Below are 21,468 nucleotides of genomic sequence, written 5' to 3'. Positions count from 1 at the left end.
TTAATCGACGGTGCCGGACGCCCCGGCGCCTATTAGTCCGGGCAACATCGCCTCGTCGTTCACGGGAGCCATCGATTTTGCTGTCTGGGTTTTCCTCGGCTTCCCCGGGCGCTTGCTCCACTCCATGCGCTTCAATTTTGCCGCGACGACGTCATCCTCGCCAGCACCGTCAATCTGGAGACAAAGCGTATTGTCATCGCTGAGAATTAGGCGCCAAGTCGGCGGCATCAATGCGATGTCAGCCAATGCTCTTCTGACAATTGCGGGCTTCGAGAACGGACAGATTTCAAGCACAACTGAGTTGGACGGTCTGGTCTGCGCCTCTGAGGATCTACCCGGGATGGCATGTGCCAACGCCTTGGAAATCATTTCGCGGAGCCGCTCGACGTCCATGGCCTCATTCTCGACGCCGGCAGTGATTTGACCGAGCGCGTCAGCATGCCGTGATTTCCGCTCGGAACTAAGACGCGCGAGACCGTCCCGCAGGCCAGCCAGTGTGGCAGCAATCAGAAGAACCTGAGGACCCGGAAGCTCTCCAGCTACCCTGTCGGCAAGAATTTCGTCTAGGGAGGGTCGCTGTACAAGCAGAGAGAGAGCTCGGAGGAGCACATTCTTCTTATCAGACAGGCTTCCACGCTTTCGCACCTCGTCGGAAGAGAGGATTGAAGCCATCCGCGTTCCGAAAGCCCGCACCTCGTCTGATGGCATTCCTGCCTTTCCCAGCGTGACTACCAACTCCTCCAGTAACATATTGCCGTCTTGGCCCTGACCGTCATGGTGCTGCCGAATGACCCCGACTGCCGCCCTGCAGAAGGTCTGTGTGTCCTCCCCGAAAATATCGTCGAGACTGAACGAGGGTAAACTTCCTGCGAGAAATGCCGAAAGATGCTCACGCACATTCGGATGAATATCAGCGGCCGCCACGAGGCCTGCCACGGCACCGCCCAATTGGTCCGCCGACTTCCACCGCTCGCTGGACGCACTGTCTGCGGCTGAAGTTGCCACGTATCGCGAATCGCCGTCTACGCCGAAAAGAGAGGGGTCGACATCAAGCCTGAGCAAATCAACCGGCACGTTGTCGAGCCGCCGATTGACGACGACCTGCTGCTCCTTGTCGGACCGGAATACGGCCCGCTTCACATCGCTGAGTGGTATTGCCTCTTGTTGCTGCTCATGGGCATCTGCTGAATTCTTCACGATCGCTTCGAGAAGGATAGGAAAATCGCCGTCCCTTCCGGAAGTCAGAAGCTCGATTTCAACGGCCCTCAATGGAGGCTGAACGATTGGGCGCGGTGTCAGATGTTCGAGGCTCCGACCGGGACTCGTAGAAATTCGGAGCCCTTCGAGAATCGCGAGAAATTCTCTTAGATTTGTCGGAAGGTAGATTGTCAGCGCGGATTCCTTCATCCCCTGATCCTTACGGTAGGTTCGCTTGGCATCAATCCCAAAACCGATGGCGAGGCACCCTCACATCCATTCCAGAGAAGGAACAGATTCTCGCGCGAGCGAGAGCACATCACATACATATGCATTTTGAAAAAGTCCGCCTGCTCACCCGACGAGGCTGCCTCTTCAAGGTTGACTACGTATACGGCATCGAATTCCAGGCCCTTGCAACTCGCCCTGTTCAGTACGGTTACACAAGGCCGGTCGAATTCCATCTCCGCAGCGTTTTCGTGCGCGCTGTTTACTGACGAATAGGTCTGCACCAGCGAGTTCGAACCCGCATGCTTTCTGAGATCCTCATAGTACTGTTCACGAACCCTATCGGATCCCAAGCAGATCACTCCGATCTGATGGCGCGGATTATTCTCAGCGTATCGAAGCACTCGCGCCCTGACAGCTGACCTGTCCGAACACCGGCGGAGCTCCGGTATCGGGCCCGTTCTGGATGGAAGCGCAGGTAAGCCGGTCTGCATCCCGGCGTAGAAATGTGCGGCAGCTTTAGCGACCTGTGAGGTGTTGCGGAAGTTTGTCGTGAGCCGGTAATGACGATCCTCCGATATCTCCATTTCCCGGATGATGTCGGCGATGGTACTGTTGTCCTGCCCAATTCGCTGATTCTCGTCGGCGAGTATCATCACTGAAGGGCAGGTCTCGTTACCGAAAAAGCCTTCGGATAGGCGCCGAAGAAGCGAAAAAAACGCCGGTGGGAAATCCTGCGCTTCGTCGACGATGAGTATCTCGAAGTCGATAGCAGCCCAGTTCAGACTCGCCGCGTGTCGGCCCAGCGCTAGGTTGTAGCGCTCCCAGTCGATCGCCTTGGCATCGTCCGCCTTTGTCGGTCTGTTAGGTCTGGGTTTCCAGCGCGCAAACTCGGCGGGGCTGCGCCGATACATCTCGCCGTCTATTTTCCAGCAGCCTGATCTCCGATTGCCGGGGTACCAGCTCTTCGGGTCCCAGACCGCACCAAGCGACTTTGCCTCGTCCTTCTCGCCGAAAGGGGTTCCAAGCAGGATCGACTCGTCATCCTTGGACGGAGGGACCCCAAGCCGATCCCAGAGTGCCGAGAAAAACTGGATGACCGTGACGAATCTGATTTTTTCCCAGTGAGCTGCGGACCGATCGGGATTACGACCACCGGTATATGTCCTGAGTACCTTGTTGAACATCGCGAGGACGGGCGTGCGATTTGTTTTCGCCACCTCAAGGGCCCGCAGCACAGCCAGCACGGTTTTGCCTGTGCCGGGCGGCCCGGTGACGAGCATCCGACCATCTGTCGGAGCATAGAGGTAAACCCTTTCCTGCTCGTCGTTGAGGTCTCTGGAATTGGGAAAGCGCATCTTAGTGCCTAGAGCAGAGCACTGAGCAGGCCGGGCATTCCATTCCGGCCAAGCATGAACCCACGGTCGAGCAGCGTGTTTGCCGTCGCGCACGATGTCTCAGGGACGAGGCTGCACGCATGACAGGCCGCCCTATTGAAGCCACCGAGACCCTGTCCCGCGGTCTCGCTGCACACTGGGTCGGCTGAGCACCACACAGCTTTATCGAGGCTCAGCCTGATGGTGTCCCCCAATCGGTTTGGCTGACCTTGGCGGACAAGGCCTCCAAGCGATCCCTCACTGTCCCCGTCTGCCGTGTATAAGAGGACGCCCGCCATGTCCGGGCCGGCATAAATGCGTTCCCGCAGAGCTGATGATGAGTATCCGGACTCAAAAACCAGCTGCCTCATCAGTGAGTGCGCGAATGTATGCAGTGCGATGTATCGGGCCGTGACATTCGGCAAGAACCAGAAATTCTCTTTTTGGCGAGTGCGTTCGAGCGTCGCGATACGCTCCACCTCCTGTGGGTGTTCCGCAACACTGCGCTCCCAGTTCTCCATCCACTCCTTTGAAAAACTTAGGAAGATACCCTCACCGAACACTTCCACTGCCGGCAGCCATGGTCGACCGCCGCTGAATGGACGACCGGCTTCCGGGGTTACCAGTTCGCCGCTGGGGTCGATCCGGCGGTATCCGAGAAATGCGCGCACTTCCCGGAGCCGATGTAAAAGGAGCACCCTGTCGAACGGGCACTGCCCGCGGAACCTTGGAAGATCGCTCTCCGCACAGACCAGGTCGCTCGCGCGAAAGTCAGCCGCAGCTGATGACTTCAGGAAAGACCATTCCTCCCTCAGAACCTCAGTCTCATTCCAGTCGCCGGCGTCCCCAGCTGAGCTTTCTTCCGCCGAACTTCCGGTCCTGATCATTTCCAGAACTTTTTCGAATGGGATACCCGATTTCTCTGCCAGTTTGGAAACCATGTTCTTGATATGGGGCGGCACGAAGTTGCCGTCGAGATTAGCATCCTCAACCATGGATAGAACGAACTTAAAGTCGTCCCTTTCCCGGATGTCTTCTTGGCCGGCCTCATCCTTTTCAATAACTTCCAACGATAGAGCCGACGCTGTAACCGGATAATAGAGGTTCGTGGCGCCGCGCTGCAGAACTTCGAGTGGCTCGGGGCAGGAGGAGGCGTCGTCATACCTCCAAGGATGGGTGCCGAAACATTTTGCACCTATCGCCTTCATGGAATCCTTCGTGACGATCTGGCTAAGGTCGCGGTTTGCGCCACAATCGACACATTTGATGACGAGCGATTCAAGGCCGCCGGTCCCGCCGGTGCCGATGAGAAGCTTTAGGCGGCTTGGACAGCTTTCTTTGGAGTGAGTGACCCAACGCTTCCAAGGAACGTCATTCAGATGCCCAGCCTTACAGGCCGCAACGAAGCGCATCGGCACCAAGCTGCCTTCAGTCCCGCACGACGGACAGAGCGGCTTGCCGCCAGGATTACCGGATGTCGCCTCATTCCAGTTTGTCACGATGCGTCGGCACTGAGCACGATTGCAGAACAGGCTTCCGGGGAATCGGCTCAGAAGGACATCCCCCCTAGAGCCCTTCTGATTAGCTGGCGGCTTTAGCAAGTCGCGCCGGAGACGTCGCTCCATTCTGGGAATGATGATCTGCTGATCCGGCCTGGACCAGCGCGTGATGTCACCGACGACGAATGACTCGTCACCGATGTCGACAATGGCCCCTACCCCGCCAGCACCCACCAGCTGGTTCGCTCTCAGTTCGTACGTCATTGAACCTTTTCCGCCTTTTTCGGCTGGCCGAGAATTTTGACCCGGACATTGCTGTCGACATGTCGCATCGACTGCAAGGTCTCACGGGCCTCGCCCTGACCTACCTCACCGTAACGTTTGATTAGCGGCCGGTAATTCCTCGCGTTTGCTGCGGTGGAATACCGCAGTTCCGGGTTGGCGAGTTCACCCCACCAACGCTCAAGAACTGCCGCGGTCTGTTCGATGCCGATCGTCTCGGCGATGTCGGCTGCCTTCATTCGTTCGTAGAGCGTGTCGAGAATTTGCCGGACTTCCGGGCTGTCGGTCCGGAATTTGGCCGCTCGGTCATTCTTGTCCAAGTCAGTCGCCATTCGGATCGCGGCAATCATCGCAGCGTGAAATGCACGTTCCCTCGCCGGCAACGCATAGGGTGTCACGCTGGATGGCTCCACGTGTCGGTACATCGCCTCATGGAACGGCCTGAACAGTTCGTAATGCGAACGGTCACGCGGCTTTGTCGGCATGAAGAGGGATACGACAATGCCCGGAAGATGCCTGTCGCTGCGGCCGACACGGGACGTCGCTTGGATATATTCGGATGCCGTCTTGGGCTGACCGAGGACCAGCATCAGGCCGAGCCGGTCCACGTCCACGCCAACAGACAGCATGTTCGTGCAGCCGAGATAGTCGACCGCCGACCCACTCGTCTTCGGCCTGCTCAGAGCCTCAAGCACCACGGGGATGGCATCGCCCTTGATGTTCGCGGACAGTTCCTGGACGTCGCTGACCCGGCGGACGGCACCTCCGCCCTTACCCTTCAGCGCAGCGATGCGGGCTGGAATGTCGTCACGTGCAAGGGTCAGGCTTCGACCAAGCTCTCGCCGGCTGTTGTGATAGGCGACGAGCGTCCACCAGCTGTCCTCTACGTGGTCCGGAAGATTCAGCTTCGGGACAGCGGAAAGCAGCGCCGCCGACACGAGAACATTGCTGAACGTTGGCGTATGACCCTGCGCCATAGCACCAATGTATAGGCGTCCCGGATCAGCTCCTTTGACAGTTCGGGTGAAGAAGCTGTCTCCCGCATTTAGGCCGGCGGGTGGAAAGACTTGGACGTCGCGCGCGTAAAGACCGAGCCCCTGTTCCGCAGCTCTGCGCGTTGTCGCAGTCGAAGCAATTATCTTGGGTCGGCCGCCCCGTGACGTAATGGCGACATCGATCGCTGCCTCGTAGATGCCGGCAACGGTGCCTAGTGGTCCGGCAATCAGGTGAAGCTCATCTTGGATAATCAGTGACGGGGCACACACCTGAAGCTCATCGCTGCCTCGCTTGCCGAAGAAGCGCGCAGGCTCCTCCCGCCAAGCCATCATTGCGAACTTGTCCAGAGTCGCCAGCAGCATGGTGGGCGGATTCCGATAGAGAAGCTCGTCCACGATCTGGACCGGTATGGCATCATGGAAATCACACTCTGCAGCCGGGCAAAAGAAACCGAACTCCGTAGTCGTTGAAAGGATACCACACCCGGGAGCGCCCTGTTCCCTTAAGCTCTCCGGCACGATAGACGTACCGCACGCAGGGCAGCGCAGAAGCGTGAACGGATTAGCCACCGCGCCGACCTCCTGTCGTAGCCGGGTGTCGTACGTTTTGTGTGCCTTCGCGGCATCACCGGGCGTGACTTCGTTGCCGACCCATAGTCCCAGACTAAAGGGCTCCCTCCCAAGACCCTGCTCGTCTTGCCTCAGCATTTCGAGCGCGCAGATCAGGTGTCCCGCCCTCTGGAACTGCTGCTGCGTTAGAAGGCGCAAGGTGTAACGCATCAGCACCGCAGTTCCGGCGCCTCCTTCGCCGTCCGTGAGCCGTCGCCGCATCATCTCGAACGCAGCAACCGCAAGATAGGCCTCAGTCTTGCCGCCGCCCGTGGGGAACCAGATCAGATCGACTATGTCTCGATCGGGATCCTCCTTCTGCCAGAGCCCCCGCAGGGATATGAGTTGAAACGCCAACTGAAATGGCCTCCAGCGCAGCCTACTCCACTTGGAAGCGGCCGGATCGATCGGAGCAATCTCGACCTTCCCGGTTTTTTCAGCCGATTTGACGCGCCCGGCGAACACCATCTGCAGGAGCATCGCCCTGTTCGCGAGCCGGAAACAGCGCAGCGCCTCGGGCTCGACCTTGAGAAGGTTCACACCGCGCCGCATCCGCTCAAGTGCAGCATCAATACGTTGAAGGACCCTGTGACGGGCATCCCTGCACCGATCTGGAACCTCAACCGTATCAAGCGATTTTCGCCAACCCGCATACTCGGCCACGAAGCTCTCAAGTGCGCGGCACACTGCCGCCGCATCGTTATCATCAGACTGCAAGAACTGAAGCGACAAGCACTTTTGTGCCTCAGGCTCCAGTCCCGGGATCTCTGCAGTAATGGGTGCGATCTCAACCATCGGCATGAACTCCACGCATACGGTCGACCTGCCATCAGCGTCAGCACTCCAGTCCGCCGCACAACCATGGCCAATCGCAAGTACCGGGCGGTCTCTGTATTGGAGAGCCAGTTCGTCATCTTCCAAGTCGTTGAACAGCCGCTCCGGCGTCGGCCAAGCCTGAAGAGCAAGATCGCAGCTGACTTCGAGCAGGACTTGGAAAATGCAGTCTGGCGGAGTCACTCGTTCACCCGGCTGCAATTCGGCCTCGTTGATCAGAGTGACTGTGACGATGCGCGAACGTTCGGGACCATTTCGAACGAGTGCGTGAAGAGATGCCCGGCCGTTCAGAACGGCCTCGTAGATCGGCTCATGGCCCAGCTCCAAGCGGTGCCGCTCTGTACCTCCACGAGCCATATCGGCCCGCCTCCAAGTCTTCCGCCCCCGCTCCCCACCAGACGACGCTTCATAACTCGCGCCCCCTACGTTGACATCGAGTTCAATCTTGCCCGTCCCTGCAACCGCAAACGATATACCTACCGACGCAGGCAGCCGCTGAAACATGAGGTCCGTCGGTGAGTCGAGACCTTCGTCGGCTGTACTATCCTCGGCGCTTTTCAGATCGTCAGCAGCGCGCGTGACCTCCTCATCGAGAATCTGGCCCGCGACGGCGTCCTTGGGGAACAGCATTCCCATCAAGTAACGTTTGTCGGGACGCTCCAAGAGCTCCTCTACTGGGCCGCCTGCCGGACCGATCAGCTCACGTCGGAGAAGGTCGGTGAATTCTTTCCGGATGGCGACTTTGTCTGCCGCGCTAAGGTTGCCCTGCTGGAGATTTGTCACGCCCTTCTACCCTTCCCAGTCATCTGATCCTGATAAAGCTGTTCCAGCCAAACCTTTCCGTCCGGCCCGAGCGCGATGGCCAGCCCGGCATTCGACCTTGTCATTGCAACATACAGGTAGCTTTCCGGGCGAGGCATCAGCGAGAATCCCTTAGTGCAGACGACGACCGTCCAAGCTCTCTCAAGCCCCCGGAACGTCGAAGGGTCAGATACCACTAACCGCGACTTCATCTGATGAAGCTGATCGGGCCCGGTGACAATGATGGCGTCACGGTCGGACAAAGTGTGAATGCTATTGCGGATCTTCGACAGTTCATCTGGTGCCCCAAGGACAACTAGGTGTCGGGGATCCACGCCCGACTTCACCTTCTGAGCAACGAAATTTCCCACCCATTCGAGCGCAGCTTGATCACTGTCCATCACCTGTACCAAGGGGCGAACGCCCCGCCCGTCGATCTCCGAAAGACCAATGTCGGCGCCCAGCGCCTCCTGGACCAAGGCAACGATTTCCTTGGTCGACCGCACATTCCGTTTCGGCGACCATTGCATCGCCAGATCCTCGAGCCTCGTCAGTGCAGCTGGCTCCGCGTCGTTATGGAGGGACTGGTTGTCCGCATCCATGAACCAGCGCCAGCTGCCGCCCGACAGACCCCCTTTTAATATGCGATCGACCTGCGCAAGTCCGTCCGAGGTGGCCAATTCCTGGCCTTCGTCCACAACCACAACATCGAATCCCGATGTAGGGAGTTCACTGATGCGGTCCGCAGGGCAGACGAGCACTCCGACCAAATCCTCCGACAAAGCAGCAGCGAGCAGTGGCGCGCCAATGATCAGCGCAGTGCGCTTTCCATCACTGCTGGCCTTCTTGGCAGCTGCATTTGCCAGAACGGTTTTGCCGGTTCCTGCTCCTCCGTTTACCAGCAGGCGAGGATTTTTTCCCAATCCCTCGAGGATTTCACACTGCTTTGAGCTCAGCCGGACCACGTCTTCCCAGACGGCCTCTGCGCATTTGGCCGGCGACGGGACATACTGAAATTCCGGGACGAGAACATGGGCATAGTCGTCCACCTCAATGGGATAGATGGTTCTTCCGGATTCGACGGATCGCTGGCGCCAATATCTGAACACACGGTCAATCGCCTTGGTGAAGGAGACAGCGTCCTCACAGTCACTGGCATCCACGACAATCTCGGCTGGTATTTCGGGATGGTCTTGAGTCCAGTGAGTAAAGGGAAAAACAACCGCCCACCCGAACACGGATGGCTGATAGCGAGCGTCATTCTTCCGGAGCATTGTGCGCACTGCCTGCACTGCACTCTCGGCCTGCTGATGGGGCCCTTCCGACTTGCTGCGCTTACCTCCGCGGCCATTTTCGAAACTCCACTCACCGCCTTCGCATTTGACTGTCCCACCCTTAGCCTCGAGTACAATCAGGCCACGCTCATCCACCAGCACGAAGTCGGCTTCCGAATAGCGCTTGTACTCATGATCGGGCAGGTTGAGTGAATGCAGAGCAAAAGCTCCGTCCGAGCCGGCAAGCTTTTCGACCAAAGAGCGCACGCGCCTCTCACCGTCGGACGTGTCCGTCCGGAATATTACGCTTGGTAACAATTGCATATTGACCCCCGCCTCGTGGGCAACCCTAACCTAGGTTTGCGACCTGACAAGGTTAGAATTCGTAAATTATCACACGGGAATCTTTTGTTCCCCACATGGACGACGCGCGGCGTGCGCACACCCGCCGTTACGGCCTGCTCGCTGGCGCCACCCGCAAGGCTTACCTCGAACACGCCCGCCAACTGCTTGGGGTCGCCCGCCCGTGACCCTGCCGCGCCCGCCTAACCCGAGGATGCCCATCCGCCATGCCCATGCCGCGGGGGACGCATGGTAGTCATCGAAACCTTCGAACGATCGCGCCAGCCCCGCGCAGCGCCGCACGACACCAACCCGACCGGCACCACCGCGCCATGACCCGACATGGCTTACCTTCATCCCGCCGCGCGGGCTGTGCGCTTCCCGCCATGATGACGCTCATGCGACCGACGCCGGCAGCGAGCGCAATGTCACATCCGGCACACGACACCGTCGACATTAATGGGACCGACCTGTACCGCGAACTGAGCCGCTTTGGTGAGGACATCTGCTGGATGGTCGGTAGATCCAGTGGTTTCCTCCAGTGATCCACAGCCCCTTGCGAATACGGGAACATCGCAAGAACAAACTTGATCACTGTGTCATTTTTAGCCATGACGTCGGAAATTGACACAGGAGCGCAGCGTAATGAAGGTCCGGACAGGACAGACCGAGTTCAGCCGCCTGTGCGAGCGGGCGGGGCTTACGCCAGCCGAGGCAGGCGAGTTGCTTGCCGTATCACCGCGTACGATCGACCGCTACGTGAGTGGCAAAGGCGAGCCGTCCAACCTTGGCATGCGGATCCTGAAGGATGCCGCCCGGCGCGGGTCTGGCGGGCCGCGACCGGTGTCGTTCCGCTTCATCGACCTGTTCGCGGGTATCGGCGGCCTGCGCATCGGCTTTCAGGCAATTGGCGGGCACTGCGTTTTTACATCCGAGTGGGACGCGTGGTCGCAGAAGACCTATGCCCTGAACTTCCGCGACAACCACCCGCTCGCCGGTGACATCCGTGGATATGCCGACGATCCGTCGCGCATCCCGGAGCACGACGTGCTGCTGGGCGGATTCCCGTGCCAGCCCTTCTCTATCGCCGGTGTTTCAAAGAAAAACGCGCTCGGCCGCCCCCACGGCTTTCTGTGCGACACGCAGGGAACGCTGTTCTTCGACACCGCACAGGTCATCGCCCATCACCGGCCTGCGGCCTTCGTGCTTGAGAACGTCAAGAACCTCGAGCGGCACGACAAGGGTCGCACCTTCGCGACCATCATGAACGTGCTGCAGAACGAACTCGGCTACCACGTGCAGACCCGGGTAATCAGTTCGGAGCACTGGGTACCGCAACGGCGCGAGCGCGTGTTCATCGTCGGCTTTCGCGAACCGACTACCTTCGACCTCAAGGCGCTGGAGCTGCCGGCCGGCGGGCCGAAACTCGGCAGCATCCTCGAACGCCACGAGGACGTAGATCCGAAGTACACGCTGACCCCTAAGCTGTGGGACTATCTGCAGGCCTACAAGGAGAAGCACAACGCAAAGGGCAACGGGTTCGGCTTCAGCCTGTTCGGCCCCGAAGATGTGACCCGCACGCTGTCGGCACGCTACCACAAGGACGGCTCGGAGATCCTGGTGGCGCAGCCGGGGCCCCGCCCCCGCCGCCTGACCCCGCTAGAGTGCGCGCGGCTGATGGGCTTTGACCGTGGCGACCGGCGCTGGAAGATCCCGGTTTCTGACACGCAGGCTTATCGCCAGTTCGGCAATGCGGTGGTGGTGCCGGTTGTCGAGTTCCTCGCCGATGCCATGCGACCGCACTTGGAAGCGGCGCTGGGCGCAAACCCTGCTCTGTCCGGTGCCGGGCCGGTGACCGTCACGCGTCCCGACCGGGAGCCTGCGTTCTCCCATGGCTGACGTCGTTTCGGCTGACGTGCGCAGCCGGATGATGGCAGGCATACGCAGCACCAATACAAAGCCCGAGTTATTGCTGCGCAAGGGTCTGCATGCGCGAGGGCTTCGATTTCGCCTGCATGATCGCAGTCTCCCGGGCACGCCCGACATCGTTCTCCCGCGCTGGCGCGCGGTGATCCAGGCGCATGGCTGCTTCTGGCACGGCCATGACTGTCACCTGTTCAAATGGCCGAAGAGCCGTGAGGAGTTCTGGCGCTCCAAGATCGGGCGAAACCGCGAGGTTGATGCGCGGTCGGAAGATGCACTGGCTGCCGCAAGCTGGCGGGTGGCGCTTGTCTGGGAGTGCGCGGTGAAGGGCCGTACCCGTCGTGATCCGGACGCGGTACTGGACGAGCTTGCCGGCTGGATCCGCAGCGACAGGCCGGCGCTGGTAATTCGCGGTACGGACGGCTGAGGGGGAAGACGTGACGGGGCAGATGGAGCTTTTCGTAGGCGAGGACAGCGGAAGCGTTTCGCTGCTGGCCGACCTGCTGCACACTGCCGGTCAGGTGCTGGTCAAGAAGCTGTCCAACAACGACCGCGACTGGGCACGACTGCCCAACAAGCATCAGGCCGGCGTGTATGTGCCGCCGCTGCAGCGCGACAGCGGCTTCTTTCCCGAGCTGGTCGAGAAGCAGCGCGCAGGCGGCAAGCCGATCCGGGAATGCTTTTTCCCTGCCGAATGGCCCCAAGTGAACGAGAAGCGGGAAGCCCGGCTCGTCCACTACACCAGCAAGGGTGCCGAGACACATATGACTGGCGTGCCGAAAGCAGCGTTTGCCACGTTGTCTCCCGCCTCGCTGCTGGTGATGGGGCGAATCGAAGGCGGCGAGGCACCGGTCTGGCGCTGTCTGACGATCGACTCCGCGTCCGAGGACGCGCTGGTGCTTGCCGACACGCTCGGGCTGGATGCCGACTTCGTTGCCGGCGTCTTCGAGCCGGAGGCAGCGCTTGCAGCGGAACGCGACCGGATACTGGATTTTGCCGCTCAGGCGATCGCGGCATGGCAGGCTCGCGCCATTGCGGCGTTCGCGTCGGCGAATGCAATCATGCCCGCGACGCACGTGCTGGCGACCATGGCGCGCGAGAAATACCTGGCTGACAACCGCATCACGAGCCTCGATCCATTCGCCATCGAATGCCCCGGCGATGCCGTGCGCGAGATCAGTCGCACGATCGAGTGGGAGCTTTTCCGCGAGTTCCAGCGCCGCGAGCGTGCAGTTGCGCTGGTAAGGATGATCCTTGGTGACGAACCCGGAGACCTGACGGCTGCCAGCATGATCCGCAGCCTGATTGACAATATCGGTGAGGTCGATCGGCTGATGCTGTCGGCAAGCCAGCAGCGCAAATCACGGGCGGGCTACTCGTTCGAGCACCAGATAGAGGCCATGCTCGCTGCTGGCGGGCTGCCCTTCGAAAAGCAGGTGATCATGGATGCTAAGAAGCGTCCCGACTTTATCCTGCCCTCGCTTGCACACTTCATGTCCCCTGCTCCTGCCACGAGTGCCGGGTTAATCCTCAGCGCCAAGACCACGCTGCGCGAGCGTTGGAAACAGGTGCAGCGCGAAATGGCCGACGGCGATCTGTTCCTCGCAACGGTTGACGAGTCTATCGCGGCGAACGCGATCGAGGACATGGCCAGTCTCGGGATCGTGCTTGTTGTGCCGGAGGGGCTGAAGGCGTCGAAAAGCACCGAATATGTCCGGCACGAGAACGTGCTGACGTTCCGCAGCTTTTTCCGGGATGAACTGGCCGGAAAGCGGCTGAGAGGTTGGCCAGCGTGAGCAAGTTTGGCAGGGTTGCTCCATTAAGTCGCCGTTCAATGCTCTCCCCGGCTTTTCAACTTCAGACGTTCGTTAATCTTAGCCAGACGGTCGCTCGACCGGTCACGAAAGCCAGCCTTGAAGGGCAAATAGTGGGACTTTGCTGCCGTTCCGAAGTGATGCCTTGGACGGCAGGTTTTGTGAGGGGCAGACACACGACGTTTGTCCATAAGGCACGGCGGAATGACACAGTGTGGTCCGTCAGCGGAATGACGGGATTGATGTTCAAGGACTCCGAAGGCTGCCAGCCCGCCGCCTTCAGCGCGGCAAAGAGCGTTATGTTGCTTGCCGGGCCTCACGACCCGCCAACGGCCTTGACTTCGAAACGGTCGTCCCGCCATGAACGATAAACCGAACTAAGCCTTCTACGGATCGAAAATGACGCTGGATATCCGAGGAAGCCTGAAGAACACGAAGATAAGTTCAGACGAATACGTCGTCCTTGAAGAACTCATCTCGAACTCTATCGACGCCTTCCTAATCAGGCAGCATGCTGATCCGCGAGCGCGGAGTCTTGCGGTCGCTGTTGAGGTCGACTTTACTTCGACTGGCTTCCTTGCAGACGGCACCGACATATCAGTCACCTGCACTGACAACGGCTGCGGCTTCGGGGACGACCAGGCCGACGCATTCGTGACCAAGGACACGTCCTACAAGGACGACCTGTCGATCGCCGGCATCGGGAAGTGCAGAGGCTCGGGCCGTATCCAGTACTTCCACCACTTCGAACGCGTCGGGGTCCGGAGCACATTCCGCACCGAAGATGGAGTTGTTACCCGCACCCTCCTGCCCGACGCCGGGCGCAGGAAGATCGAGGTCGCCGACTTCAGCAGTTCCGACGGCGATGAGCGCGCGATCGGCACCGCGATCAGGCTTGAGGTCCTGAGGGAGGCCACCCGCGCCAAGCTCTACAAGACCGAAGCCCTCGCCGATGTCTTCTCGGCGGCGAACATGCGCCGCAACATGCTCATCGCCTTCCTTCAGCGCCTTGTGAGTCTTAAGTCGCAGCTCGGCGACTTTGTCATTGCGTTCGAGACGCGTAATCCCAAGGGCGGCGTAGAACGCAGCAGCCTGACCGCATCCGACCTGCCTGAAGTCACCCTGACACGGTCAACCGATGTCGTCGAACGCGATCCCCATTCCGGTGACCCGCTTGGGAGTACGCAGACCTTCACCCTCTCCCACTACCGCCTCGACGCTCAGACATATGACCTACCGCGCAACGCGATCTCGTTCTGCGCCCGATCGTCGCCTGTGGAGGATATCACCCGGCGCTACCTGAAGACGATCGCCGAGCAGAATCGTCCGGTCGAAGGCTTTCATCACATCGTACTCATCGAAGCCGATCTGCTCGACCGCCGGGTCAACGAGCAGCGGGACGGGTTCGATGGGATCCCGGAGGAGATGCCGGTCTACGACCTTTTCACCGACGCGACTGTCGCCTACGCCGACATCTACGACCGGATCGACCCCATCATTGCCGAGATGGTCACCCCCTCTGGCTGGAGCAAGGACGACGTCATCAAGGACGTCGCCGACAGGTTCGGCGTGATCCATGCGATGCTCACGGACACCGACACGCGCGTTATCTACGGCGACACCGCCAAGTCCGTCGCCGAGCGAGTGCTGAAGAAGTACCAGGAACGAATTGTCGCCGACACCGCCGAGATCTTCGACCTGCGCGCCGAGATCGAGACGGCCGAGCCACACACCGCCGACTTCCGGCATAAGATCAACGAACTGTCTTGGAAGTACACCTCGTCGCTCAAGACGTTCGACATGGCCAACCTTTCCCAGCTCGTCGTCCGGCGGGCCGCCATCGTCGAGATTCTGAAGCTCGCCTGCGGCCGGGGCCTTGCCGTGCAGACGGTCGAGGACGGCCAGCGCCGCAAGGACGAGCAGATCATCCACAGCATCTTCTTTCCGATGCGCAAGGACAGCCACGAGACTTCCGACCACGACATTTGGCTACTCAGCGAAGAATACCAGTACTACGACTACATCGCGTCGGATAAGCCGCTCTCTCAGATCGAGTGGGACGACGGCGGGAAGCTGTTCGACCCGGCCATCGACGAAGAGCTGGCCGCGACATTGCGCCGCCGGTCCAAGGATCACGCGGCCAAGCGGCCTGACATTGCGATCTTTGGCAAGGAGGGGTCTGCCATCATCATCGAGTTCAAGGCGCCCGGCGTGCCCATGGACGAACACATCGGCGACCTGTCCCGCTACGCCCACCTGCTTGCCGCCAAGTCCAATGGCCGCCTTAAGAAGTTTTACGGCTACCTCGTCGGCGACACCCTTGATCCCTTGGGGATGATCGGCTGGAAGAAGTTCGCATCCGGACGCAGCTACTTCCATACCAGCGACCTGCAGGACCCCGAGACCGGTCGCATGCTCGGCGAGCTGTACGCCGAGACACTGCTCTACGAAGACATCGTGGATCGGGCCAGCAAGCGGATCGGGGTGTACCGGGAGAAGCTGCAGATCGACTTCTCAAGAAAGTAGCCAGCGTAGCGGGCGGCACGTGCCAAGCCGGTCCGTCGTCCGCGGAAGTCACTTATGCAGAGCGGCCACTATCCGTTCCTCGCCCCAGTACGGATCGATGAAGGGGCATTCGTAGCTCGGGCCGATGTTCTCTATCTTCGCCGAATGGAAGAAGTCCCGTGCGGCCTCGTGATGGCTCTCCGGGATGATCAGGAACGTAGGGTCGGTCACCAAGAAGTCCAGGTTGCCGACGTGCCTCCATTCCCTCTCCCACTCGTACAGGTATGTCGACGATCCGTAGGTTCCTGGCAGATCGACAAACGGTGCGACGCGCCATACCGGCGAGTTCGGGTCGTGCGCCGCCGCCTGCACCATCTCGTTAATGGCTTGGGCCTGCGACGTTTCCTTGTAGGCGTAGAGGATGGGGCCGCCCCCACGTTCGACGATGAACTCCTTGCGAAAGCCGATGCCGTGCGGCCCCCGAACGTCCGCCAGCCGCTTCAGGTGGTGCAGCGGCACTTCGCTGAAGCACACCGACCTGCGGGCCGGAGCCAGCTTCCGACCGGCGCCGAAGGCGTTCGCCGCGGCGATGCGCCGCTGGTACAGGATCGAGATCGCATTGTCGTAGGCCGTCCCCGACACCCCCTCCTTCGCGAAGTGCACCACGTACCTCGACATGTCCTTCCACGACGGGTCGATGCCTCCGATCAGCACACTGTCGCTCCTGCCGGAGAGGCAGGACACGTGAGAAACCTATGCATCGTCCTCATCAGGCTTCACGGGCCAACGTGTTCGGCAGCCGCAGCTCCCGTACGATCCCGTCATTGCTTCCAATGATCATCGAAGGCCTCTGCCTTCCGCGTCGCGTCCATTGTCTGTGCTCCTACCTTTCTCGGTTGCGCACCGCCCCGGGACGCGTGTTGGAGACATAGTGTCTCGGTGGATCGTCAAGAAGCCATGTTCGACGGAAATTCGTTGATACGCGCCCTTCGAGACCAGCCGTTGACGCTACAGCAGGCCGAAGAAGCCTAGCGCAGCGATGTCGGACTGCTGGGCTCCACAGCTGGCGTGATCTAAATTCGTACCGTCGCGACTTGTTGGATCAGTCGGCACGACTCGCCAAGCTCTTCGATGCCGTTACGGTGCCGATGAAACGCGGGGGAAGTCGATGCCTTACTGGAATGAAAGAGCTGCGGATGCGGCCAATATCCGGCTGTACTCGCCCGGTCGGGGTTGGCTGGCATCCGCTGAAGAGCCCCCAGTTGCCGAGGGAGCGCAGCCCAAGCCAGGCGCGTCGCGTGACATCGGCAGCGCGCTGTTGAACGTTCTGAATGCAACGAATGTGGTGATCCTGACCGGCACGGGATCGTCGTTCGCCGCCGTGAATCCTGGGGACAAGCTGACGCCGGCTGGGATGGGCGATGTCTGGGATGCTGTGCGCGTCGCCGTGGGGGCGGAGGAGTTCGATGGGATCGTCACGCTCTTCGGGGCGAAGCGGGTTGCGAGCAACATCGAGAAACTGCTTACGCTCTGCAAGCTCTACCTGGAACTTCACGATGGCAAAATCGGTGATGCGACGTACGATCGCACGGCGGCCTTCGTGCTCGCGGCCGAGATTGCAATTCTCGCTCGCGTCGACTTCGTGGATGCTGCCACGAATCTCGATGCCCATGGGGCGCTGATCCAGAAGATGGGGCGTCGCGGTGTCCGCAAGCCTCGCGCGAAGCTGTTCACCACCAATTATGATTTATGCTTCGAGGAAGCCGCCCGTCGATCCCGGTTCTCCTTCATCGACGGCTTTTCCCATCATCTTGATCAGACGTACGATCGCGTGAACTTCGATCTCGACGTCGTCCGGCGTGAAATCGGACGCGAGAGCCCAGATTACGTTCAGAACGTGCTTCAGTTCTACAAGCTGCACGGCTCCATTGATTGGCGTCGCGTCAAAGGGGAAATACTGCGGACGCGTCAGGCCGTGGGAGATCCGGTTCTCATCTACCCGCGGTCGAGCAAGTACCAAGAGAGCTTCGACGCTCCATATCTCGATATGCTGTCAGCGTTTCAGGCTGCGCTCCGCGAACCGGATACAGCTCTGCTGATTTCCGGTTTCGGCTTCAACGACGATCACATCAGCAGTCCGATCATGTCGGCAGTGGAGTGGAATATGTCGCTCCGGTTAGTCGTCTGCGATCCAGTCTTCATATCGGAAGCGCTGCTCGAGGGCGGCGCCCATGAACTGCATAATGTCCCGGTGTCGTCCAACCGCTTCATCGCCGGCCTGCGCCGACTGGCGGACGCGGGCGACGCGCGCGTGCACATCATGAACGGTCGCTTCCAAGATCTCGCAGCTGCACTGCCCGACCTTGTTGGCGAGACGGATCGCGAACGGCACGTGCAGCGCATCCGCAGTCTTCGTGATGCCGGCGGTGTCGCAGCATGATCCCTATAAACCCGATCGACACGGACAGGTACGTCGGCACTGTGACCAACGTCACCGCGTCGCACGTGCACATGAATCTCCCGAATGCCGCCCCTGGGCGCGAACACCGCGGAACATCGTTGGGCGCCGTGGGGGATTTTGTCTTCATCGACTGCGAGCGCTCGTTCGTGCTCGGCCGCGTCGTGGAGACGCGGTTGCCCGATGGCGAAAGGCTGACCGTTGAACCAAAGGTCGGGGCTGCGGGTGCAGTCAATCCGATCGGTCGGGTTCAGTTGCTTGCCGCGGTCGAACAGGTCTCGAACCAGCTCAAGCGCGGCCTGATCCAGTTTCCGCAGATCGGAGACGGAGTCTACTTGGCCGAACCCCATCTCCTCGCCCAACTTATACGGAATGCGGTGGCAAGCGCCGACGATCTGACGCTCAGCATCGGTCGCATAGAGGCGGCGGACGGAGTCGACGTGTGCCTTCCGCCCGACAGACTGTTCGGCCGCCACTGCGGTGTGTTCGGGGCGACCGGCGGCGGCAAGAGCTGGACCGTGGCGACGCTGGTGGAACAGCTGAAAATCGCGGGCGGCAAGGCGATCGTACTCGATCCAACCGGCGAGTTCGCCGGCATGAACTGCGTCGATTCGGTCTTCACCTTCGATGGTCAGGTCAATGACGAGGTGCTGGTCCATTTCCCGTACCGGCACATGACAGAAGACGACCTGTTCTCGCTGTTTCGCCCATCCGGCCAGAGCCAAGGTCCGAAACTTCGCGAGGCCATCCGTAGCCTGAAACTGGTCACGGCGATGGCTGGCAACCCGCCCGCCGGAGTCGCCGTCAACGATGGCCTATTGATAAAGCGGAACGCCTCAAGGGCCGCGTACCATCACGCGGCGCGCAATCATGTCGCCATTCTCCACGCGCCAGGTTGCGATTTCGACATCACACGGCTCTCGTTGCAGGTCCGGCAGGAATGCGTTCGCATGGCCGGTCAGCCGGGGATGTTCGGGGATGCCGATCAACAGACCGTAGCCTTCTGCGAAACCCTAGTCGCTCGCATTGATACCCTCACCGCTTCGCGCGAGCTCCAATGCATGTTCGCCGTCCATGGGGCATCGCTGGTCGACGAACTGCGAGCCTTCCTCGCGGACGACATGCGCGATGTCGCGGTCGTGTCGTTCAAGGAAGTCAGGTTCGAGCATAACACGCGTGAAATTCTTTTGAACGTGATTGGTCGGTTCCTCCTTGGCGAGGCGCGTATCAATGCGTTCAGGGATGCGCCATTGGTCATGTTTCTCGACGAAGCTCACCAATTCCTTGGCCGTACGGTGGGCGACGAATATTCTTCCGTCCGGCTAGATGCGTTCGGGCTCATCGCGAAAGAAGGTCGCAAGTATGGTCTCACCTGCGTGCTGGCGACACAGCGCCCGCGCGACGTGCCGGCGGATGTCTTAAGCCAACTAGGGACACTGATCGTACACCGGCTTACGAATGATCAGGACCGCGAGACGGTCGAGCGCGCTTGTGGCGATCTGGATCGAGGCGCGGCTCAGTTTGTTCCGATGCTCGCACCGGGGGAAGCTATCGTCATCGGTCCCGAACTGCCGGCCCCGGTACCGATATTCGTGCGGAAGCCGAACTCGCCTCCAGATTCCAAGGGCCCTGCGTTCCAGGTATCGTGGAAGGCCCGACAGCAACGAAGGGAGGCGGCCGCTGCGGAAGCCGCTGCACAAGCGGAGGCGATAGCAGACGTTCTGGGTTGATATGCCGAGCCTTTCGGAATCGAGGTAAACGCCGAGCGATGTGCGGTCTCTACTCCGAGCGTCTGAGCGCCGAGGTGGCTGGCCGCTTCGGTGTCGAGAACCCGACCCAGTCCGACGCGAGTGGCAAGGCCTATCCCGACAAGACCGGTATTGTGTCCCGCGAGCAGTAAGGGACCCGGCTCAAGCATACGACGGTGTGGAGATTCCTGCCGCAGCTGAAGACGACGTCACCAACGACCAAGCCGAAGGCTGCCAACAAGATCGCCGACCTCAACAGACCGATGTCGGAGGGGCTCCCCCTCTTGCCCTGCCGGGTGAACGAAGGGCCGCTCACGACGAACGCCGCCCGAAAGCGGCCAAGCCGGTTTCCTCCATTATCTATACGCCCCGAAGTCAAGAACGAGCTTGGTGCCGGTCATGTGACGAAATACCCGCTCACGGCAGGTTATCAATATCACATAAATATGCTGTGAGGCTTCCGTCAAAAATTCGGTCATTCAGTCCAGCCGAATATCATCGGCATATACTAGCGGATCGTTGAGTATGACCGAAACCGGACGTCCTTCTTCCAGCAGCAGAACAGCGATGGCGAACCGGGTCAAAACAACGAGTTGTTCCTGCGGGCCTCTTGAGAGGCTGACGCAATCCTCGGCGATCCGCCGCGACTGATCGCCGCCAGACCAAGGTGGTCGGCAAAAAGGAGTTCTGAGCCTAGCAGCGGCGCTCAATGCGTCGCTTGGCCCGGGACGTAGCCAGCGCCGCACGCCCTCCCCTGCCCTCACATTTGCGTAGAGCTTGGCGGCCTCGGCACCGGGCATTCCCTCCCCTGCCAGCGACGCGAGATCGTCGTCGCTCGGCCTAGCGACTAATTCGTCGGCGCGGAGATCGAGATGGCGGAGCCGGCGCCGCAGATTATGTTCGATCCTGCCGAGGATGGCGACGCGATCTGTCTCGCTGATGATCCCCATTAGTGAAAGCTGGAGCAGCGTTGCGGCAGGATCGACCTTGCCCACTAAGCGCTCCAGCTCCGCATCGAATCTGACTGCGTCATTGACCTGCCATTCGCGGATTAGCCAATGGTAGCGGCTGGTTCGGACTGGGGTAACCTAGGGACCCTCCCCGTCCCCGAAATCACGAGCAAGACATGCCCGGCAACGTCGCGCTGAAATACCGGTCTCGGGCGTTCCAGCATACTAAGTAGGGCTGCCGATATCGAGGATGCTGCGCCAATCCACCATTGCGAGATATTCGAGATCGGAATGTTTGGCGCGGTCGGGTGGAGTCTGATTGTTGGCCTCGCCCCGCGATCCGAAATCCCTGATTGAGCCGTGCGCGAGACCGATGCGAAGCCGTGCTCCCGGCGTTTCCATTGTATCAAATCGGCAGTCGGGTCGTCGAGATTGTGCCGGTGCGTGAGCTGTGCTCGTAGCAGCTAGATGCCGTCCTCCATCTCCGGCGGAATCTGGTTCAATCAGGGTCATAACGTTGGCCGTGCTACGCGCCCTGGATCGTAGATGACGCTATACGTCGCCTGAAGCCATAAGGCCCGCCCGCGGGCCCATATCGAACTCGGCAACGGCCTGTTAGCGGCAGACCGCCAT

The 21,468-nt window shown here is 60.3% G+C and carries 14 protein-coding genes; 7 read left to right on the top strand and 7 right to left on the bottom strand.

Annotation, left to right across the window (positions count from 1 at the left end):
- Genes ASE88_RS17900 through ASE88_RS17880 form a run of 5 tightly spaced genes read right to left on the bottom strand, consistent with a single transcriptional unit; the run spans position 1 to position 9,419 of the window.
- Positions 1–1,407 (bottom strand): hypothetical protein, encoded by a 1,407-nt coding sequence (locus ASE88_RS17900; protein ID WP_156357099.1) that lies wholly within the window; start codon positions 1,405–1,407, stop codon positions 1–3.
- Positions 1,404–2,783 (bottom strand): hypothetical protein, encoded by a 1,380-nt coding sequence (locus tag ASE88_RS17895; protein WP_156357098.1) that lies wholly within the window; start codon positions 2,781–2,783, stop codon positions 1,404–1,406. Before ASE88_RS17895 ends, ASE88_RS17900 begins: the two co-directional genes overlap by 4 nt.
- A gap of 8 nt (positions 2,784–2,791) precedes the next feature.
- Positions 2,792–4,564 carry a DrmB family protein gene (gene drmB / locus ASE88_RS17890; protein ID WP_056480550.1) on the bottom strand — a complete coding sequence of 591 codons (1,773 nt, stop codon included), beginning with the start codon at positions 4,562–4,564 and terminating at the stop codon, positions 2,792–2,794.
- The gene (locus ASE88_RS17885) at positions 4,561–7,803 is read right to left on the bottom strand and encodes a helicase C-terminal domain-containing protein (protein ID WP_056480547.1); all 3,243 of its coding nucleotides are present in this window, start codon (positions 7,801–7,803) and stop codon (positions 4,561–4,563) included. Before ASE88_RS17885 ends, drmB begins: the two co-directional genes overlap by 4 nt.
- A complete protein-coding gene (locus tag ASE88_RS17880) occupies positions 7,800–9,419 on the bottom strand; it encodes a nuclease-related domain-containing DEAD/DEAH box helicase (protein ID WP_082466640.1) in 1,620 nt (539 codons plus the stop codon). Before ASE88_RS17880 ends, ASE88_RS17885 begins: the two co-directional genes overlap by 4 nt.
- Before the next feature lie 663 nt (positions 9,420–10,082).
- Here ASE88_RS17880 and dcm point away from each other — a divergent pair.
- From dcm to ASE88_RS17860, 4 genes are all read left to right on the top strand, one after another.
- Positions 10,083–11,336 (top strand): DNA (cytosine-5-)-methyltransferase, encoded by a 1,254-nt coding sequence (gene dcm / locus ASE88_RS17875; RefSeq protein WP_056480542.1) that lies wholly within the window; start codon positions 10,083–10,085, stop codon positions 11,334–11,336.
- Entirely contained in the window at positions 11,329–11,787 is a 459-nt protein-coding gene (locus ASE88_RS17870; protein WP_056480539.1) for a very short patch repair endonuclease, read from the top strand. Before dcm ends, ASE88_RS17870 begins: the two co-directional genes overlap by 8 nt.
- A gap of 10 nt (positions 11,788–11,797) precedes the next feature.
- Complete coding sequence (locus ASE88_RS17865) at positions 11,798–13,156, top strand: type II restriction endonuclease (RefSeq protein ID WP_156357097.1); 1,359 nt, start codon at positions 11,798–11,800, stop codon at positions 13,154–13,156.
- A 417-nt stretch (positions 13,157–13,573) separates the two neighbouring features.
- Complete coding sequence (locus tag ASE88_RS17860) at positions 13,574–15,700, top strand: hypothetical protein (protein ID WP_056480534.1); 2,127 nt, start codon at positions 13,574–13,576, stop codon at positions 15,698–15,700.
- Positions 15,701–15,748: 48 nt separating this feature from the next.
- Here ASE88_RS17860 and ASE88_RS17855 read toward each other — a convergent pair whose 3' ends face one another.
- The gene (locus ASE88_RS17855; protein ID WP_200910287.1) at positions 15,749–16,393 is read right to left on the bottom strand and encodes an abortive infection system antitoxin AbiGi family protein; all 645 of its coding nucleotides are present in this window, start codon (positions 16,391–16,393) and stop codon (positions 15,749–15,751) included.
- 454 nt (positions 16,394–16,847) lie between these two features.
- Here ASE88_RS17855 and ASE88_RS17850 point away from each other — a divergent pair, with 454 nt between their 5' ends.
- Genes ASE88_RS17850 through ASE88_RS19755 form a run of 3 tightly spaced genes read left to right on the top strand, consistent with a single transcriptional unit; the run spans position 16,848 to position 20,037 of the window.
- Positions 16,848–18,119, top strand: a complete 1,272-nt coding sequence (locus ASE88_RS17850) for an SIR2 family protein (protein ID WP_056480524.1) — start codon at positions 16,848–16,850, stop codon at positions 18,117–18,119.
- Between the two features lie 41 nt (positions 18,120–18,160).
- The gene (locus ASE88_RS17845; protein ID WP_200910286.1) at positions 18,161–19,867 is read left to right on the top strand and encodes an ATP-binding protein; all 1,707 of its coding nucleotides are present in this window, start codon (positions 18,161–18,163) and stop codon (positions 19,865–19,867) included.
- A gap of 38 nt (positions 19,868–19,905) precedes the next feature.
- Entirely contained in the window at positions 19,906–20,037 is a 132-nt protein-coding gene (locus ASE88_RS19755; RefSeq protein WP_268795234.1) for a hypothetical protein, read from the top strand.
- Positions 20,038–20,364: 327 nt separating this feature from the next.
- Here ASE88_RS19755 and ASE88_RS17840 read toward each other — a convergent pair whose 3' ends face one another.
- Positions 20,365–20,880 (bottom strand): hypothetical protein, encoded by a 516-nt coding sequence (locus ASE88_RS17840; protein WP_156357096.1) that lies wholly within the window; start codon positions 20,878–20,880, stop codon positions 20,365–20,367.
- Positions 20,881–21,468 lie beyond the last annotated feature (588 nt).

The organism is Sphingomonas sp. Leaf38 (assembly GCF_001421825.1).
Classification (GTDB): Bacteria; Pseudomonadota; Alphaproteobacteria; order Sphingomonadales; family Sphingomonadaceae; genus Sphingomonas.
Note: the sequence above shows the minus strand (reverse complement) of the source record. Positions and strands in the feature narration are given on the sequence as shown.

Bases quoted from the DNA above. Each gene is read 5' to 3' on its own strand.
- ASE88_RS17900 (WP_156357099.1), bottom strand. From the start codon at position 1,407: ATGAAGGAATCCGCGCTGACAATCTACCTTCCGACAAATCTAAGAGAA.
- ASE88_RS17895 (WP_156357098.1), bottom strand. From the start codon at position 2,783: ATGCGCTTTCCCAATTCCAGAGACCTCAACGACGAGCAGGAAAGGGTT.
- drmB (WP_056480550.1), bottom strand. From the start codon at position 4,564: ATGACGTACGAACTGAGAGCGAACCAGCTGGTGGGTGCTGGCGGGGTA.
- ASE88_RS17880 (WP_082466640.1), bottom strand. From the start codon at position 9,419: ATGCAATTGTTACCAAGCGTAATATTCCGGACGGACACGTCCGACGGT.
- dcm (WP_056480542.1), top strand. From the start codon at position 10,083: ATGAAGGTCCGGACAGGACAGACCGAGTTCAGCCGCCTGTGCGAGCGG.
- ASE88_RS17870 (WP_056480539.1), top strand. From the start codon at position 11,329: ATGGCTGACGTCGTTTCGGCTGACGTGCGCAGCCGGATGATGGCAGGC.
- ASE88_RS17860 (WP_056480534.1), top strand. From the start codon at position 13,574: ATGACGCTGGATATCCGAGGAAGCCTGAAGAACACGAAGATAAGTTCA.
- ASE88_RS17850 (WP_056480524.1), top strand. From the start codon at position 16,848: ATGCCTTACTGGAATGAAAGAGCTGCGGATGCGGCCAATATCCGGCTG.
- ASE88_RS19755 (WP_268795234.1), top strand. From the start codon at position 19,906: ATGTGCGGTCTCTACTCCGAGCGTCTGAGCGCCGAGGTGGCTGGCCGC.